The 17,363-nt window shown below is 75.0% G+C and carries 12 protein-coding genes; 6 read left to right on the top strand and 6 right to left on the bottom strand.

The features are described 5' to 3' along the window. Nucleotides 1-90 precede the first annotated feature (90 nt). Nucleotides 91-2,484, bottom strand: a complete 2,394-nt coding sequence (locus tag ACLFMI_RS23030; protein ID WP_410950026.1) for a xanthine dehydrogenase family protein molybdopterin-binding subunit — start codon at nt 2,482-2,484, stop codon at nt 91-93. A 104-nt stretch (nt 2,485-2,588) separates the two neighbouring features. Here ACLFMI_RS23030 and ACLFMI_RS23025 point away from each other — a divergent pair, with 104 nt between their 5' ends. After that, nucleotides 2,589-4,238 (top strand): fumarate hydratase, encoded by a 1,650-nt coding sequence (locus ACLFMI_RS23025; RefSeq protein WP_410950025.1) that lies wholly within the window; start codon nt 2,589-2,591, stop codon nt 4,236-4,238. A 39-nt stretch (nt 4,239-4,277) separates the two neighbouring features. On the opposite strand, the gene ACLFMI_RS23020 is transcribed toward ACLFMI_RS23025, so the two are convergent. The 3 genes from ACLFMI_RS23020 to ACLFMI_RS23010 form a co-directional block, all read right to left on the bottom strand. Beyond that, the gene (locus tag ACLFMI_RS23020; protein WP_410950024.1) at nt 4,278-6,983 is read right to left on the bottom strand and encodes a bifunctional acetate--CoA ligase family protein/GNAT family N-acetyltransferase; all 2,706 of its coding nucleotides are present in this window, start codon (nt 6,981-6,983) and stop codon (nt 4,278-4,280) included. A 61-nt stretch (nt 6,984-7,044) separates the two neighbouring features. After that, nucleotides 7,045-8,217 carry an acetoin utilization protein AcuC gene (locus tag ACLFMI_RS23015; protein WP_410950023.1) on the bottom strand — a complete coding sequence of 391 codons (1,173 nt, stop codon included), beginning with the start codon at nt 8,215-8,217 and terminating at the stop codon, nt 7,045-7,047. 61 nt (nt 8,218-8,278) lie between these two features. Continuing rightward, on the bottom strand, nt 8,279-9,175 hold the full coding sequence (locus ACLFMI_RS23010) for a sulfurtransferase (RefSeq protein WP_410950066.1): 897 nt from the start codon (nt 9,173-9,175) through the stop codon (nt 8,279-8,281). Nucleotides 9,176-9,268: 93 nt separating this feature from the next. Between ACLFMI_RS23010 and ACLFMI_RS23005 the strand changes: the two genes are divergently transcribed. Both ACLFMI_RS23005 and galE read left to right on the top strand, forming a co-directional pair. Continuing rightward, entirely contained in the window at nt 9,269-9,988 is a 720-nt protein-coding gene (locus ACLFMI_RS23005; protein WP_410950065.1) for a metal-dependent transcriptional regulator, read from the top strand. Nucleotides 9,989-10,153: 165 nt separating this feature from the next. Next, entirely contained in the window at nt 10,154-11,137 is a 984-nt protein-coding gene (gene galE / locus ACLFMI_RS23000) for a UDP-glucose 4-epimerase GalE (RefSeq protein WP_410950022.1), read from the top strand. Nucleotides 11,138-11,142: 5 nt separating this feature from the next. Here the strand turns inward: galE and ACLFMI_RS22995 are convergent, their stop codons facing one another. Beyond that, nucleotides 11,143-12,501 carry a DUF4192 domain-containing protein gene (locus ACLFMI_RS22995; protein ID WP_410950021.1) on the bottom strand — a complete coding sequence of 453 codons (1,359 nt, stop codon included), beginning with the start codon at nt 12,499-12,501 and terminating at the stop codon, nt 11,143-11,145. Nucleotides 12,502-12,701: 200 nt separating this feature from the next. Here ACLFMI_RS22995 and ACLFMI_RS22990 point away from each other — a divergent pair, with 200 nt between their 5' ends. After that, a complete protein-coding gene (locus ACLFMI_RS22990) occupies nt 12,702-14,192 on the top strand; it encodes an FGGY-family carbohydrate kinase (RefSeq protein ID WP_410950020.1) in 1,491 nt (496 codons plus the stop codon). Nucleotides 14,193-14,237: 45 nt separating this feature from the next. Here ACLFMI_RS22990 and ACLFMI_RS22985 read toward each other — a convergent pair whose 3' ends face one another. Continuing rightward, nucleotides 14,238-15,224 (bottom strand): M23 family metallopeptidase, encoded by a 987-nt coding sequence (locus tag ACLFMI_RS22985; protein ID WP_410950019.1) that lies wholly within the window; start codon nt 15,222-15,224, stop codon nt 14,238-14,240. 529 nt (nt 15,225-15,753) lie between these two features. Here ACLFMI_RS22985 and ACLFMI_RS22980 point away from each other — a divergent pair. Both ACLFMI_RS22980 and ACLFMI_RS22975 read left to right on the top strand, forming a co-directional pair. Next, complete coding sequence (locus ACLFMI_RS22980) at nt 15,754-16,539, top strand: 2-keto-4-pentenoate hydratase (RefSeq protein WP_410950018.1); 786 nt, start codon at nt 15,754-15,756, stop codon at nt 16,537-16,539. After that, entirely contained in the window at nt 16,539-17,318 is a 780-nt protein-coding gene (locus tag ACLFMI_RS22975; RefSeq protein ID WP_410950017.1) for a 2-keto-4-pentenoate hydratase, read from the top strand. Before ACLFMI_RS22980 ends, ACLFMI_RS22975 begins: the two co-directional genes overlap by 1 nt. Nucleotides 17,319-17,363 lie beyond the last annotated feature (45 nt).

Genomic DNA, 17,363 nt, shown 5'->3' with positions numbered 1-17,363 from the left:
CGGTACCGCGGCAGGCGCCGACAGCCGGGGGTAGGGCCGCGCCGCTCGCAGGGGGACGGGAGCCGCCGGCGCTCCCGTCCCCCAGGAGCGTCAGATCGCGCCGGCCTCGTCGGCGCCGCCGCCGCCGCGGACCGGGAGGTCCGCGAACACCGCCGGCGGCTCGCGCCAGGCGTCCTCGGGGGTCCCGGCGCGGGCTGCCGAGATCGCCCGCCACACCCGCTCCGGGGTGCAGGGCAGGTCGACGTGCCGTACCCCGAGGTCGGAGATCGCGTCGACCACGGCGTTCTGCACCGCCGGGGTGGACCCGATCGTCGCGGACTCGCCGATTCCCTTGGCGCCGAGCGAGTTGAGGTGCGTCGGGGTCTCGGTGGTCGATGCCTCGAACGCGAACAGGTCGGCGGCCGTCGGGATCGTGTAGGCGGCGAGGCTGGAGGTCAGCGGCTGGCCCTCGGCGTCGAACACGACGTGCTCGTAGAGCGCCTGCGCGATGCCCTGGGCGGCGCCGCCGTGCTGCTGGCCCTCGACGAGCAGCGGGTTCAGGATCCGGCCGCAGTCGTCGACCGCGACGTGCCGGCGCGGCGTGACCCGGCCGGTGTCGGTGTCCACCTCGACGACGCTCACGTGTGCGCCGAACGGGAACGTCGCCCCGGCCTGCTCGGAGTCGAGGCCGACCGCGAGCTCCTCGCCGGACTCCGCGGCCCGGGTCGCGAGCTGCGCCCAGGTCACCGTCGGGCCGGACGGGACGCCGGCGACGCCGAACTCGCCGGCATCGGTGAGCTCGACGTCCTCGGTCGCGGCCTCGAGCAGGGTGGCGGCCTGCTTGCGGGCCCGGTCGTAGAGCTCGTGCGCGGCCTCGGACACCGCGGTCCCGCCCAGCTGCAGCGACCGGGACCCGCCGGTCCCGTCGCCGCGCGGCACCAGCGCGGTGTCCGACTGGACATAGGTGATCTTGTCCATCGGGATGCCGGTGCGGTCCGACACGAGCATCGAGAACGACGTCGCGTGCCCCTGCCCGTGCGCGGAGGTCCCGGCCGAGACGGTCGCGGTGCCGTCGTCGTGCACGGTCACCGAGCCGTACTCGCCGCCCCCGCCACCGGCGGTGACCTCGACGTAGGTGGAGATCCCGATGCCCAGCCGTACCGGCTCGTCGGCCGCCCGGCGGCGGGCCTGCTCGGCGCGCAGCTCCTGGTAGCCGACCAGGCGCAGCGCCTCGCGCAGCGGCAGGTCGTAGTCGCCGACATCGTAGGCGGCACCGACCGGCGTGGTGTGCGGGAACGCCGCGGGGTCCAGGAAGTTCCGGCGGCGCAGCTCGACCGGGTCCATCCCCAGCTCGGCGGCCGCGATGTCCACCAGGCGCTCCAGGTGCGCGGCCGCCTCCGGGCGACCGGCTCCGCGGAACGCACCCATCGGCGTGGTGTTGGTCAGCGCCGATGCCGCGTCGTAGCGGACCCGGGCGATGTCGTAGACGCCGGGCGCCATCAGGTAGGTCATGTGCAGCGGCAGCGCTCCGCCGAACCCGGCGTAGGCCCCGGCGTCGCCGATCACCCGGGCCCGCAGGCCGGTCATCGTCCCGTCCCGGGTCAGGCCGAGCTCGTAGTAGCCGATCTGGCCGCGCCCGTGCGGCATCGAGACCAGGTTCTCCGAGCGGGTCTCCACCCAGGACAGCGGCCGGCCCAGCGCGCGGGCCGCGCCGATCGTCGCGGTGTGCTCGGCGAGCACCCCGGCCTTGGCGCCGAACCCGCCGCCGACGTGCGGGGCGATCACCCGGACCCGGTCCTGCTCCAGCCCGAACACGCCGCACAGCTGGTTGCGGAAGCCGTGCGGCATCTGGGTGGAGACGTGCACGGTGAGGTCGTACCCGTCGCCGTCTCCCGGGGCCCCGGGCTCGACGACGATCGCGTTCCCCTCCAGCGGGACCGCCGCGACCCGCTGGTTCACCATCCGGGCCCGGACCACGACCTCGGCGTCGGCCAGCGGGTCCCCGTCGGGCGCGCGCAGGCCGGCCGCGAGGTTGCTGCCCTGCTCCGGGAACTGCAGCTCGGCGCCCTCGGCCAGCGCGGCCTCCGGATCGGTGACGGCGGGCAGCTCGTCGTAGTCGACCTCGACGAGCTCGGTGGCGTCGACCGCATCGGCCTTCGTCTCGGCGACGACCATCGCCACCACCTCGCCGACGAACCGGACCCGGTCGGTGGCCAGCGGCGGGCGCGGCAGCTCCGGGTTGAGCACCATCAGGCCGTGGTGCGCGGGCAGGTCCAGGTCGGCCGCGGTGTAGACGGCGATCACCCCGGGCGCGGCCGCGGCCTCGGTGGTGTCGATACCGGTGACACGGGCGTGCGCGAGCGGTGACCGGACGAAGGCGACGTGCCCGACGGTGGGCGGGGCGAAGTCACCGAACGGCAGGTTCCCGACGTAGGTGCTGTATCCGGTGATGAGGTCGGCGTCCTCGACGCGGCGGACCGAGGTTCCCAGAATCGAGCCAGGCATGTGGCGCACGTTACCGGAAAACCGGAGGGCCGTCCGGTTAAGCCCGCGTCACCTGCGTCTCCACCAAGGTCCGGGCCGGGAGTGCGCGGGTAACGTCTGGGCCCATGCCCGAGTTCCACCACACCGACGTGCTCCCGCTCGGCCCGGACGACACCGAGTACCGCGAGCTCGATCTCCCCGCCGGCACCACGGTCGAGGCTGCCGGCCGGACCTTCCTCGAGGTCCCGCCCGAGACGATCACCGGACTGGTCCGCGCCGCCGTCACCGACATCCAGCACCTGCTCCGGCCGTCCCACCTGCGGCAGCTGCGCGCGATCATCGACGATCCGGAGGCCTCCGGCAACGACCGGTTCGTGGCCACCGACCTGCTCCGCAACGCCTGCGTCTCGGCCGGCGGCGTGCTGCCGATGTGCCAGGACACCGGCACCGCGATCGTCGTCGGCAAGAAGACCGAGACCGTGCTGACCGGCGGCGACGACGAGGCCGCGGTGTCCCGCGGTGTGTTCGAGGCCTACCAGGAGCTGAACCTGCGGTACTCGCAGATGGCGCCGGTCTCCTTCTGGGACGAGAAGAACACCGGCACCAACCTGCCGGCCCAGGTCGAGCTGCAGGCCAAGCCCGGCCGGGACCCGTTCTACGAGTTCCTGGTGATGGCCAAGGGCGGTGGCTCGGCCAACAAGACCTTCCTCTACCAGGAGACCAAGGCGCTGCTGAACCCGAAGCGGCTCGCGGCGTTCCTGGACGAGAAGCTGCGCTCGCTGGGCACCGCGGCCTGCCCGCCGTACCACCTCGCGATCGTCGTCGGCGGCATGTCGGCCGAGTACAACCTCAAGGTCGCCAAGCTCGCCTCGGCGCACTACCTGGACGGCCTCCCGACCGAGGGCTCCCCGCTGGGGCACGCGATCCGGGACACCGACCTGGAGCAGCAGGTGCTGGAGCTGACCCGCGACTTCGGGATCGGCGCCCAGTTCGGCGGCAAGTACTTCTGCCACGACGTCCGGGTGATCAGGCTGCCCCGGCACGGCGCCTCGCTGCCGGTCGGCGTCGCCGTGTCCTGCTCGGCGGACCGCCAGGCCAAGGCCAGGATCACGCCGTCCGGCGTGTACCTGGAGCAGCTGGAGCGCGACCCGGCCCAGTACCTGCCGGACGCGCTCGCCGAGGACCTCTCCGGCGACGTCGTGCAGGTCGACCTGAACCGCCCGATGGACGAGATCCGAGCCCAGCTCTCGCAGCTGCCGGTGAAGACCCGGCTCTCGCTGACCGGGCCGCTGGTGGTCGCCCGCGACATCGCGCACGCGAAGATCGCCGAGCGGCTCGACGCCGGGGAGCCGATGCCGCAGTACCTCCGCGACCACGCGGTCTACTACGCCGGCCCGGCCAAGACCCCGGAGGGCTACGCGTCCGGCTCGTTCGGCCCGACGACGGCCGGCCGGATGGACTCCTACGTGCAGCAGTTCCAGGAGGCCGGCGGCTCGCTGGTGATGCTGGCGAAGGGCAACCGGTCCAAGCAGGTCGTGGAGTCGTGCGCCGCGAACGGCGGCTTCTACCTGGGCTCGATCGGCGGCCCGGCCGCGCGGCTGGCGCAGGACTGCATCCGCAAGGTCGACGTGCTGGAGTACCCGGAGCTCGGCATGGAGGCGGTCTGGAAGATCGAGGTCGAGGACTTCCCGGCGTTCGTCGTGATGGACGACAAGGGCAACGACTTCTTCGCCGACACCTCCACCCCCACCCTCCAGGTCTCCTTCCGCACCTGACCCACCCGGCGTCGTGGGCGGGGCGCGAGAGGTCGCTGGTCACGCCAGGCGGCGGGGGCCCGCGTCGCGGCGGCTCGGCGGGGGGCCGATCGTGACCCGGGCGCCGGTGACGAACACGCCCTCGGGCGAGGCGAGCACCGGGTCCAGGGCCAGCGAGCGGACCTGCGGGATGTCCTCGGTGAGCCGGCCGACCCGCAGCACCACGTCCTCCAGCGCGTCCAGGTCGACCGGGGCGGTGCCCCGGTAACCGGTCAGCAGCGGGGCCGCCCGCGGCGCCCGGACCAGGCGCTTCGCGTCCTCGGTGGAGACCGGCAGCACCCGGTAGGCGCGGTCGTCGAGAAGCTCGGTGGCCATCCCGGACAGGCCGAACGCGAGCAGCGAACCGAACGACGGGTCGTCGACCACCTCGAGCTTGCAGGAGGTGCCCTTCGGCGCCATCCGCTGCACGTAGACGTCCTCCGAGCCGGTGAGCCGGCACAGCTCGGCGTGCGCCGACCGGACGGCGTCGGCGGAGATCAGGTCCAACCGGACCCCGACGAAGTCGCCGCGGTGCCGCCACTGGTCGGCGGTCGCCTTGATCACCACCGGGTAGCCGAGCTCCTCGGCCGCGGCGACCGCCGCCTGGACACCCTGCACCCGGCGGAAGGTGATGACGTCCAGGCCGTAGCAGGCCAGCAGCCGGGCGGCCACCGCGTCGGAGAGCACGTTCTCGGTGTCCGGCTCGAACGAGGCGACCATCGAGCGGGCCGCCTCGGTGTCGATGTCCTCCGGCACGACGAACTCGCCGACCGGGGTGTTGCGCCACTCGGCGTAGCGGGTGACCCGGCCGAGCGTCGCCGTAGCACGTTCCGGGCTGGCGTAGCTCGGCACCGAGCCGCGGCGGGGGTTGCCGTCCTCGTCCAGGACCGAGAGCTCGGCCGGGACACCCTCGACGGCCAGGAAGACCGCCAGCACCGGCACCCCGGCGCCGTCGGCGGCGTCGCGCAGCGCGTGCGCGTGCGCGGTGCCCTCCACCGCGACCGGCGGCACGAACACCGCGATCAGCGCGTCCGGCTCGTCCGGGCCGGCCAGCGAGGTGCGCACCGCGTCGGCGAACGCCGCCGGCGATCCCTGGGTGCCCACGTCCACCGGGTCCCCGGCCGGCTCCAGCCCCTCGTCCAGCAGGCCGTCGGCGACCAGCAGGTTCACCGCCGTGGAGTTGCCGACCACGGCGACCCGGCGGCCGGCCGGCATCGGCTGGTAGGCCAGCAGCAACGCGGTGTCGAACAGCTGCGGCAGGGTCTGCACCCGGATCACGCCGGACTGCTCGAACAACGCCTGCACGCTGGCCTCGTCGATCGGCGTCGAGACGGACGCCAGCGACGGCAGCGGCCCGGTGTGCCGCCCGGACTTCACCGCGACGATCGGCTTGGTGCGGGCCAGCCGGCGCGCCACCCGGGCGAACTTGCGCGGGTTGCCGAACGTCTCGAGGTAGAGCAGGACCTGGTCGGTGGCCGGATCCGTCTGCCAGTACTGCATGAGGTCGTTGCCCGAGACGTCGGCCCGGTTGCCTGCCGAGACGAAGGACGACAGCCCCAGCCCCCGCGAGCGGGCGTTGGCCAGGATCGCGGTCCCCAGGGCGCCGGACTGGCAGAAGAACCCGGTGCGGCCGTGCCCGGGCACGTGCGGGGCCAGCGTGGCGTTGAGCCGGACGGCCGGTTCCGGGTTGGCGACACCGAGCGCGTTCGGGCCGACCACCCGCATGCCGTGCGCGCGCGCCTCGGCGACCAGCCGGCGCTCCGCGACGGTGCCGCCGCCGCCCGCGTCGGCGAACCCCGAGCTGATCACCACCAGCACCTTGACGCCCTTGACCAGGCAGGAGTCCATGACCTCGTCGATGTTCGCGGCCGGAACCGCGACGACCGCCAGGTCCACCTCGTCCGGGATGTCGGTCACCGACGGGTACGCGCGGACGCCGCGCACCGACCGGGCGTCCGGGTTGACCGGGTAGACCGGCCCGGTGAACCCGGCGCTCAGCAGGTTCAGCAGCACCGTGTGGCCGATCTTGGTCTCGTCGGCGGACGCCCCGATCACCGCGACCGACGTGGGGTGCAGCAGGTTCGCCACGCTGCGCGCCTCGGCCGCCTGCTCGCGCGAGTCACGCACCGCGATCGACCGCTCGGTCGGGTCGATGTCGAACTCCAGGTGCAGCACACCCTCCGCGAACGCCCGCTTGACCTGGTACCCGGCCTCCCGGAACACCCGGACCATTCCGTGGTTCTCCACCAGCACCTCGGCCTCGAACCGGGACAGCCCGTTCTCCCGGGCCGCGGCCGCGAGGTGCTCGAGCAGGATCGAGCCCAGGCCACGCGCCTGGTGGTCGTCGCGCACCACGAACGCGACCTCGGCCGAGCTCACCGGCTGGTCGGTACCGGCCCCCTCCTGCGCGGCGGCACCGCCGCCCGGGGTGAGCCCCTCGTACCGGCCGACGGCGACGATCTCGTCGCCGAGCAGCGCCAGGAACGCCACCCGGGTCCGGTGGTCGACAACGGTGAAGCGCTCCAGGTCACGGGCCGAGATCCGCGGGTAGGGACCGAAGTAGCGCAGGTAGCGGGTGCGGTCGGACAGCTTGGAGTGGAAGGCCAGCAGGTCGTCGGAGTCCGCGGGCAGGATCGGTCGCAGGTGGACGATCCCGCCGTCGGAGGCGACGACGTCGGCCTCCCAGTGCCGGGGGTAGGGGTGGTCGTGCGGCTGCTCGTCGGGCATGCGTGTCGTCGTCCTGTCGGCCGGGTCGGTACCGGGGGTCGCTTGGCAAGCTTCGCTCAGCTCAGTCCCGCGGATCGTCGGGGTCGAGTCCGTGCAGCGGGAACACCGCACGTCGGGTCTCCAGGATGGCCGAGTCGACCCGCTCCCCGAACGACCCGCCCCAGCGCTCGAACGCGGGGTCGGCACCGTCGGACATCGACACCGGCAGCGGGGCCCGGGTCCGGGTCGCGGCGAGCGCGGTCCAGTCCGCGGGGATCGTGCGGTCCTGATCGACGTCCCGGTCCAGCGCGACGGCGAGCAGGTGCGTCCAGGAACGCGGCACCACCCGGTACAGCGCGTACCCGCCGCCGCCGAGCACCAGCCACTTGCCGCCCGCCGTGCTCCCGGCCAGCTCGCGCAGCGCCAGGTAGATGGCCCGGTGGCCGTCCACCGACAGCTCCAGGTTGGCCAGCGGGTCCTCCGCGTGGGTGTCCGCACCGCACTCGGTGACGAGCACCTGCGGCTGGAACTTCTCCAGCAGCGAGGGCACGACGCCGTGGAAGGCGCGCAGCCACCCGGCGTCCCCGGTGCCGGGCGGCAGCGAGACGTTCACCGCATAGCCCTCAGCGTCGCCCCGGCCGAACTCGCCGGCCCACCCGGTGCCCGGCCACAACGTGAGCGGGTGCTGGTGCATCGAGATCGTCATGACCCGGGGGTCGTCGTAGAACGCGTCCTGGACCCCGTCGCCGTGGTGCACGTCGACGTCGACGTAGGCGATCCGCTCGTAGCCCTGCTCCAGCAGCCAGGCGATCGCCACCGAGCAGTCGTTGTAGACGCAGAACCCGGCGGCGCGGTCGCGCATCGCGTGGTGCAGACCGCCGGCCAGGTTCACGGCCCGGTCGGCCCGGCCCTCGGCGATCTCGCGGGCCGCCCGCACCGAGCCGCCGGCGATCAGCGCGGCCGCCTCGTGCATCCCGAAGAAGATCGGGTTGTCGGCGGTGCCCAGCCCGTGCCCGACGCCGAACGGCGCCTCCGGCGCCGACCGCACCGCCGTCTGGTAGCCGGGGGTGTGCGCCCGGGTCAGGTCGGCCTCGGTGGCCGGCTCGGGCGCGACGAGGTCGACGCCGTCGAGCACGCCGAGCTCGCGGGACAGCTCCATCATCAGTTCCAGCCGCACCGGGTTCAGCGGATGGTCGTCCGAGAGCTGGTACGTGAGGAACTCCGGCGTCCACATCACCGACGTGCGCGCGTTCATGACCGTGGACCGTAAGCGAGGGACCCGGCTGCGGTCACCCGCGCGGCCACGGCCCGGCCCGTCATCGGGACTCCCGCTCACCGGTCGCCGCCGGGCGGTCCGGATCCGTGCTCCACTCGGACCAGGACCCCGGGTACAGCGCGGCCGGCGCGGCGCGCGCGGTCACCCCGGACTCCTCCAGCGCGAGCACCAGTGCGCAGGCGTTGATCCCGGAGCCGCAGTACGCCCCGACCCGGGCCGTCCCGGGGCCGGCCCCGGCCGCCGTGAAGCGGCCGGCGAGCTCCGCGGCCGGCAGCCAGCGCCCGTCCGGACCGACGTTGCCGGCCGCCGGGACGTTCCGCGCCCCGGGCACGTGCCCGGGGCGCGGGTCGACCGGCTCGGTCTCCCCGCGGTAGCGGGCCCCGGCCCGGGCATCGAGCAGCACACCGTCCCGGGCGAGCGTGGCCGCCCCGTCGGCGTCCACCACCGGCATGCCGCCCGGACGCACGACCACGTCCCCGGCCGGTGCCGGTTCCGGCTCGGTCGCGTCGCCGCCGGAGCCGGCCACCGGGAGCCCGGCCGCCACCCAGCCGGCGAAGCCGCCGTCGAGCACCCGGATCCGGTCCGGGGCCAGGCCAGCCCAGCGCAGCAACCACCAGGCGCGGGCGGCGACCGAGCCGTCGGCGTCGTCGTAGGCCACGACCAGCTGACCCGGGTCGTCGCGCCGGACCCCGGCCGCGCGCAGCACCTCCTGCAGGAGGGCCGGTTCCGGGAGCGGGTGCCGGCCGCCGGGGCCGGGCACCGACGGCCCGGCAGCGAGCTCGGTGTCGACGTCGACGAAGACCGCCCCGGGAATGCGGCGCACGGCGTGGTCGTTGCGCCCGGGCGGGCCGGTCAGGCGCCAGCGGACGTCCAGGATCACCGGGCGGGTCCCGGCGGACGGGGGCAGCAGGCCGGCGAGGAAGTCGGGGGCCACCATGATTCCGGGCACGCGGCCCATCCTGCCCCGGATGGGCGCGGGATGCCCGACCGTCGACCTGGGTAGACTGGTCATCGAATGAAGGGGCCCCTTGTGAACGACCTCATCGATACGACCGAGATGTACCTTCGGACCATCTACGAGCTCGAGGAGGAGGGTGTCGTCCCGCTGCGCGCGCGGATCGCCGAACGCCTCGGGCAGAGCGGACCGACCGTCAGCCAGACCGTCGCTCGGATGGAGCGGGACGGGCTGGTCGTCGTGGCCGGGGACCGCCACCTGGAGCTGACCGACGACGGCCGCAGCCGCGCCGTCGCGGTGATGCGCAAGCACCGGCTCGCCGAGCGCCTGCTGATCGACGTGATCGGCCTCGAGTGGGAGCTGGTGCACGCCGAGGCGTGCCGCTGGGAGCACGTCATGAGCGAGGACGTCGAGCGCAAGCTCGTCCGGCTGCTCCACAAGCCCACCGTCTCGCCCTACGGCAACCCGATCCCCGGCCTCGACGAGCTGGAGCGCAGCACCGAGGGACCCTCGACCGTGGCCTCCGTGCCGCCCACCCTGGAGGTCGGGCTGCAGCGGCTCGACGAGCTGGCCCGCCGCGGCGGCGGACGCGTGGAGATCCGGCGGATAGCCGAGCACGTGCAGAACGACGCCGACCTGATGGGCGAGCTGAAGCTGGCCGGGATCGTGCCGGGCACCGACGTCGAGGTCGGCGCGATCCCCCGGTTCGGCGACCCGGTGCCGGCCACCTCCGAGGGCGAGACGTCCACCGTCGCGCCGCTCGTGGCGCACGCGGTGCTGGTCCGGGCGATCTGATCGACCGACCGGCCGCAGCCCGCTGCGGCGCCCGGAGTGGCGTCCGGGGTCGCGCGGGCCGGACCGCCGGACCGTGAGAGGCTCCGCCCGTCCGGCAGGAACCGGGGTGCCGCCCGAGCGGCCCGCCGTGCCGGCGGGATCGACCGAGACGGCGGGAGGGCCGGAGTGAAGCTGCTCGTCACCGGGGGCGCGGGCTACGTCGGCAGCGTGTGCGCGGCACACCTGCTGGAAGCCGGGCACGAGGTCGTCGTCCTGGACGATCTGTCCACCGGGCACCGGGACGCGGTACCGGCCGGTGCCGGTTTCGTGCAGGCCGAGCTGGGCACCGTCGCCGGCGAGGTCCTCGGCGGGGCGGCCCGGGACGGGGCAGCGTTCGACGGGGTCCTGCACTTCGCGGCCCGTTCGCTCGTCGGCGAGTCGGTGGAGCACCCGGAGCGGTACTGGGACGGCAACGTCGTCGCCTCCTTCCGGTTGCTGGAGGCGGTCCGCGAGCACGCGGTGCCCCGGCTGGTGTTCTCCTCCACCGCCGCCACCTACGGCGAGCCCGCCGAGGTCCCGATCACCGAGACCGCGCCGACCCGCCCGACGAACCCGTACGGCGCGACGAAGCTCGCGATCGATCACATGATCACCTCGTACGCCGCGGCGCACGGGCTCGCCGCGACCAGCCTGCGGTACTTCAACGTGGCCGGGGCGCACGTCACCGGCGGGGGCCGGCTCGGCGAGCGGCACGCGGTGGAGACCCACCTGATCCCGCTGGTGCTCCAGGTCGCCGCCGGCACCCGGGAGTCCATCTCGATCTACGGCGACGACTGGCCCACCCCGGACGGCACCTGCGTGCGGGACTACATCCACGTCGACGACCTCGCCGACGCCCACCTGCTGGCGCTGCAGCACGCCACCGCGGGCCGGCACGACGTCTACAACCTGGGCAGCGGGCAGGGCTTCTCGGTGCGCGAGGTCGTCGAGGCGTGCCGCGCCGTGACCGGGCACCCGATCCCGGCGGCGGTGGCGCCGCGCCGCGCCGGCGATCCCGCGGTGCTCGTCGCGTCGAGCGACCGGGCGGCCGAGGGGCTGGGCTGGAAGCCGTCCCGCACCGAGCTGGAGCGGATCGTCTCCGACGCCTGGGAGTTCGCCCGGCCCCGCTGACCGGGTCACGGCGCGTCACCCTCCCCCGCCGCGGGTCCACCGCGCTCCGGGACGTCCGTGCTCCGGGGCCGCGCGTCCGGCGGCGCCGCGCAGACGGTCCGCAGCAGCCGCCGCAGCCCGTCCGGTCCGGCGTACGGCCAGTCCGCGACCTCCGCTCCGAGCGCGCTGCGCAGCGAGGCGTCCACCACCGACGCGAGCTCGTGGTCGGGACGATCGGCCAGCGCTCGCTCGACGGCCAGGGTCGCGAGCGCACCGTCGCCACGCAGCAGCGCGCTCGCCGCGAGCAACGCCGCGGCATCCGCCCGCTCGGGGGCCGGCAGCGACCGGCACAGCACCGCCCACAGCTGCTCGGCGTGCGGTGCCGCGGGCCCGAGACAACTGCGCAGGGCGGCGTCGGTGAAGCCGGGCCGGTCGAATGCCGAGCAGAAGTCGAGGACGAGCGCGTCGTCGACGACGAGCCGGCCCTCGGACGCCGCCCGCAGGCAGGTGTCCAGCAGCTCGGTCCCCGCGTCTCCGGCCGGTTCCGGGCCGGTCCGGCCGGCTCGCTCCAGGTCCGCGCTGCGCAGCCGGGCGCGGCGAGCCAGGTCGCTCTCGTCGCCGTCGAGCTGGGCGGCCACCGCCGCCCGGTCCGGCAGCACCCGCCGGCCGCGCAGCGCCGCGGCGGCCGCGACCGGGGTGGCCGCCGGGTCGGGCACCGTCCCGGCGCACCGGCAGCGCTGGCCGGGCAGGTCGTAGCAGCTCCAGGGGTCGCCGTGCCGGGTACCGGAGGCCCACAGGACGGCGAGCGGCTCGATCCCGGCCCGCAGCAGCTCGCGGCGGATGCCGACCGCGACATCGCGCCGGGCGGGCCGGGCGGTCGCGGGGCCGGCCCGGACCACGACGGCGACCGCCCGCGCGGGGTCCTCCCCGACGAGCACCGACACGGTGTCGGCGCAGACCCGGCGCACGTCCGCGGCCGGCGGCAGGTCCACCCGGACGGTCAGTCCGACCCGCCCCCGCTGCTCCGGACCGGCCATCCCGACCACGACCAGCGAGTCCTCCGGATGGAAGCCGATCAGCACCGGGATCGCCGCGAGCAGGTCCGCGCTGCCGGTGATCCGCACCCGGGCCCCCTCCTGCTCGGGCGGCCCCGGCCACGGTCCCGGGCGGGCGGGCTCGGCGGGACCGGCGGGCCCGCCGCCGGGCGACCACGGAGCCGCGCTGCCCGGCGGGGCACCCCGCAGGCCCGTGCCCGGGGCGGGCGGGACGGTCCAGGCGGCTCCGGGAAGCCCGTCCGGACCGGTGGTCTCGAGCGTCACCGGTGGGGATCGGTCCGGGTCGTGGGCGGGGGGCGGGTCGGCGAAGGGCGGTGGGAGTGCGGTCATGGGTCCCAGGCTGGGGCCGGGGCGGGGTCCTCGGACGGGATTGGTCCGAGCGGCTGTGGACCGGCACCGGGAGCACGCCGGTACGACCCCGGATGTGGACGGGGCCGCGCATCCGGCGCAACGCCGCGCGCCGGTGTCGGCCCCCTGTGCTAGCGGGGAACGGGTGCGCAGGAGTCCGGCGGGGCGGTAGGAATTACGCCATGCGTGTGTATCTGGGCGTCGACATCGGAACCTCGGGGTCGAAGGGCGTCGCCGTCGACACCGACGGCCGGGTGCTGGCCCGCACCGACCGGGCGCACGACACCGCGCAGCCCCGGCCCGGCTGGGTCGAGCACGACGCCGAGTCGATCTGGTGGGGCGACTTCACCGCGATCGTCCGGGAGCTGCTCGCCGCCGTGCCGGACGCCGAGCCGGCCGGGCTCGGCGTCTCCGGAATCGGCCCGACCCTGCTCCCCGCCGACGCCGACGGCCGTCCGCTCCGCCCGGCGATCCTCTACGGCGTCGACACCCGGGCCGGGGCCGAGATCGACGAGCTGACCGGCGAGCTGGGTGCCGACGCGATCCTGTCCCGGGCCGGGACGGCGCTGTCGTCGCAGGCCGTGGGGCCGAAGTGGCGCTGGCTCGCCACGCACGAGCCGGAGGTCTACGAGCGCACCGCGCTGTTCCTGATGTGCTCGTCCTACCTGGTGCACCGGCTCACCGGCGAGTACGTGCTCGACCACCACTCGGCCAGCCAGTGCGACCCGATGTACGACCTGGCCGCGGCGGACTGGGCGCGTGACTGGGCGGCGGTGACCGCGCCCGGCCTCGAGCTGCCCCGGCTGCTGTGGCCGACCGAGATCGCCGGGCAGGTCACCGCGGCCGCGGCGGCGCAGACCGGGCTTCCGGAGGGACTCCCGGTGACCGCCGGAACCGTCGACGCCTGGGCAGAGGCCACCAGCGCGGGCGTCACCGCGCCCGGCGAGGTCATGGTCATGTACGGCACCACGATGTTCCTGATCGAGGTGCTCGACCGGCCCCGGCCGCATCCGGCGATGTGGACGACCCGCGGCGTGGTCCCGGGGACCTACACGCTCGCCGCCGGGATGGCCACGTCCGGCTCAATCACCAGCTGGCTGCGCGACCTCACCGGGGAGGACTTCCCCGGCCTGGTCGGCGAGGCGTCCGGGATCCCGCCGGGCAGCGGCGGGCTGCTGCTGCTCCCCTACTTCGCAGGCGAACGCACGCCGCTGTTCGACCCGGACGCCCGCGGGATCCTCGCCGGGGTCACCACCGGGCACACCCGCGGGGAGGTCTACCGGGCCGCGCTGGAGGGCATCGCACACGGCGTCCGGCACAACCTGGAGGTCATGCGGGAAGCCGGGGGCGGGACGAAACGCCTGGTCGCGGTGGGTGGCGGCACCCAGGGCGGACTGTGGACCCGGATCGTCACCGACGTGACCGGGGTGGCCCAGGACGTGCCGGAGCAGACCGTCGGGGCCGCGCTCGGGGACGCCTGGCTGGCCGCCCTCGCGACCGGGGCGGATCCGGGCCTGCGGAGCTGGAACCCGGTGGCCCGTACGATCGAGCCGGATCCGGCCGCCGGCGAGGTCTACGACCGCTTCCATCCGCACTACCGGTCGCTCTACACCGCCACCCGCGAGACCGCGCACTTCCTGGCCGCCGAACGCCGCCGCGCCTACCGGGCGTGACCGCTGCTCGGCGTGCACGTCACGACGACGGGCGGTGTGGCCGGATCAGGTGTAGCGGAAGCCGTGCTCGTCCAGCCACGGCTTCGGGTTCACCTTCGTGCCGCCCGGCGTGACCACCTCGATGTGCAGGTGCGGGCCGGTCGACTGGCCGCGGTTGCCGACCTCGGCGATCTGCTGTCCGGCCGAGACCTGCTCGCCTTCGGACACCAGCGAGCGGTTGATGTGGCCGTAGACCGTGACCGTGCCGTCGTCGTGCCGGACCCGGACCCACATGCCGAAGCCGCTGGCCGAACCGGAGCTGATCACGGTGCCGCCCAGCGGCACGTGGATCGGGGTGCCGATCGGGGCGGCGATGTCGAGGCCCTTGTGCGAGGTGCCCCAGCGGGAGCCGAACCCGGAGGTGACCTGCCCGGACACGATCGACACCGCACCCGCGGACGCGGCCTGCGGGGCCGCGGACGGCGTCCCGCCCCCGCCGGTGGCGGCGGACGCGGCGGACGCGGCGGCGCGAGCCTTCGCGGCGGCCGCGGCCTGCTGCACCTCCTGGACCGAGTCCGACGCCGTGCCGGCAGCCTCGGCGGCGCTGCCGGCCACGCCGGTCCCGGCGGTGCTCACTGCCCGGGCCGCGACCGAGCTGCCGCCGGCGGCCGGGGTGGCCAGCGCGGCGATCGTGGACGCGTCGGCGATCGGGGTCGCCGCCTGCCCGTTCTCCGGGGACGACCGCGGCGCGGGGATCGTGGGGGCGTCGGCCGCGTCGGCGGTGGCGGTGGTGTCCAGCCACGCCGTCATCGGCAGGTCGGCCGACCCGGAGCCGGCGTAGGCCGCACCTGCGAGACCGCCGACGGCGACCACGGCGGCCGTGACGCGGGCGGTCACCGAGACGCCGGAACCGCTGTCGTCGGTGCGGTGGTGCCGGACGTGCGGACCGGCGGGGAACGCCGAGCCGAACCCTCCGGCTCCCGGCACCGCGAACTGCGGTGCCAGGAACCCGAGGCTCGCGCGCCGGCCCTGGGGGGAGCGATGCCGTGCCACGATCTTCCTTCCAGACCGCGGAACGGCGGACAACCCGTGGGGAGCGGGCGACCCGTCGGGGTTCGGGCCGTGTCCGGTTCGTGACCGTTCCGTGATCCGTGGGCCACGCTAGCCCGACACGCCGGAGCGGCAAACACGATGGGGTGATCGCGAGACCACCGGAAACCGGGCGGCGGTGAACGGACCGCGACCGACACTCGCCTCGTCACCTGCCGTTCACCGCGCGGCCCGGGTCCCGGGCCGGGCCGCCGGCACGCCTCCGACCTGCGACGACGATGCCGGCGCCGGCCGGGGTGAGCGGCGGCCGTGTCCGGCGGCCTCCGGTCCGGACGACGATCCGGGTGCACGGGGGATTCCCACGTCAGGCGGCGGCCCGGGGCCGTTGACGGTCCGGCCGCGGGCTGCCTAGCGTTCCCCGGACAGGTCAGCCGGTCCGCACGACGGGACACCTGCGACGCGGGAGAGCAGGTCGGCCGCGTCCCGGGCCGGGCCCGCGGGGCACCGGCGGACCCACAGCACGAGGAGCCCGATGCCCGTCACCGACGCCGCCGGAAAGGCCCGGGCGCTCTACGACGCCCGCCGCACCCGCACCCCGATCCCACCCCTGACCGACGCCCACCCCTCCCTCGGGATGGCCGACGGCTACGCCGTGCAGCAGGAGTTGGTGAAACTGATCCTCGCCGACGGGGACACGGTCGTCGGGCACAAGGTCGGCGCCACCTCGGCGGCGATGCAGCGGCTCATCGGCATCGACTCCCCCGACCACGGCCCGGTGCTCACCTCCACGATCTACCGGGACGGCGACACCGTCGGGTTGCAGCGCTTCATCCAGCCCAAGGTCGAGGCGGAGATCGTCTTCGTGCTGGGTGAGCGGCTCGCCGGGCCCGGCGTGACCGTGCTGGCGGCCCGGACCGCCATCGCCGGCGCGGTGGCCGGGATGGAGATCGTCGACTCGCGGATCACGGACTGGCGGATCAGGCTCGCGGACACCGTCGCCGACCTCGCGTCGAACGGGGCGGTGGCGACGTCGTCGCAGCTCACACCGCTGAACGGGTGGGATCCCCGGCTGGTCGGGATGACCCTGACCCGCAACGGCGAGCTGATCGACACCGGTGCCGGGGCGGCCGCGCTGGGCGATCCGGTGGCCGCCGTCGCGTGGCTCGCGAACACCCTCGGCGAGTCGGGGGTGGCCCTCGAGCCGGGCCACCTGATCATGACCGGCGCGCTGCACGCCGCCGTACCGATGAGCCAGGGCGACGTGTTCCGGGCCGAGTTCGACCGGCTGGGGCCGGTCACGATCCGGGTGGGTGCCTGATGGCCGGGAACCCGGCCCCCGCCAGCACCGCCGAGCTCGCCGCCCGGCTGTCCACCGCGGTCGCCGACCGGACCGCGATCGAGCAGCTCACCGACGACGTGCCGGATCTCGACCTGCCCACGGCCTATCGGGTGCAGCGCGAGCTCCGCGACGCCGCCGGCCCGCTCGCCGGGTGGAAGCTCGGGGTGACCTCGCGGGCCAAGCAGGCCCAGGTCGGGGTGTCCGACCCGATCTTCGGGTTCCTGCGGGCCGCCGGGGCGCTGGACGTCGGCGAGGCGCTGGACACCGCCCGGCAGATCCAGCCGCGGTGCGAGCCGGAGATCGTCTTCGTGGTCGGGCGGGACCTGTACGGGGCGCACTGCACCGCCACCGAGGTGCTCGCCGCGACCGCCGGCGTCGCCGTCGGGATCGAGGTGCTCGACTCCCGCTATCGCGACTACCGGTTCACCACGGCCGACGTCGTCGCCGACAACACCTCGGCCTCGCGGTACGCCGTCGGGACGCCGGTTCCGGTCACCGGCATGGACCTGCGGCTGGTCGGGGTGGTGCTGGAGCACAACGGCGAGGTCGTCGCGACCGCGTCCGGTGCGGCCTCGCTCGGGCACCCGGCCGCTGCGGTCGCCTGGCTGGTCCGGGCGCTCGCCGCCGAGGGAGGCGGCCTACGGGCCGGGGAGATCGTGCTGTCCGGCGGGCTGACCGCCGCCGTCCCGGTCACCGCGGGAGACGTCGTGGTGGCCTCCATCGACCGGCTCGGGTCGCTCGAGCTGGCCTGCCGCTGACGGAGGTCGACGTGCCGTTGATCCGGGTGAGCCCCGCCCGCGGAC

This window comes from Pseudonocardia nantongensis (assembly GCF_046546495.1).
Lineage (GTDB): Bacteria > Actinomycetota > Actinomycetes > Mycobacteriales > Pseudonocardiaceae > Pseudonocardia > Pseudonocardia nantongensis.
This window is presented reverse-complemented; position numbering and strand designations above follow the sequence as displayed.

Excerpts from the sequence above, each read along its gene's own strand:
- ACLFMI_RS23025 (WP_410950025.1), top strand. The coding sequence starts at position 2,589 with ATGCCCGAGTTCCACCACACCGACGTGCTCCCGCTCGGCCCGGACGAC.
- ACLFMI_RS22975 (WP_410950017.1), top strand. The coding sequence starts at position 16,539 with ATGGCCGGGAACCCGGCCCCCGCCAGCACCGCCGAGCTCGCCGCCCGG.
- ACLFMI_RS23030 (WP_410950026.1), bottom strand. The coding sequence starts at position 2,484 with ATGCCTGGCTCGATTCTGGGAACCTCGGTCCGCCGCGTCGAGGACGCC.
- ACLFMI_RS23020 (WP_410950024.1), bottom strand. The coding sequence starts at position 6,983 with ATGCCCGACGAGCAGCCGCACGACCACCCCTACCCCCGGCACTGGGAG.
- ACLFMI_RS23010 (WP_410950066.1), bottom strand. The coding sequence starts at position 9,175 with ATGGTGGCCCCCGACTTCCTCGCCGGCCTGCTGCCCCCGTCCGCCGGG.
- ACLFMI_RS23015 (WP_410950023.1), bottom strand. The coding sequence starts at position 8,217 with ATGAACGCGCGCACGTCGGTGATGTGGACGCCGGAGTTCCTCACGTAC.
- ACLFMI_RS22990 (WP_410950020.1), top strand. The coding sequence starts at position 12,702 with ATGCGTGTGTATCTGGGCGTCGACATCGGAACCTCGGGGTCGAAGGGC.
- ACLFMI_RS22980 (WP_410950018.1), top strand. The coding sequence starts at position 15,754 with ATGCCCGTCACCGACGCCGCCGGAAAGGCCCGGGCGCTCTACGACGCC.
- ACLFMI_RS22995 (WP_410950021.1), bottom strand. The coding sequence starts at position 12,501 with ATGACCGCACTCCCACCGCCCTTCGCCGACCCGCCCCCCGCCCACGAC.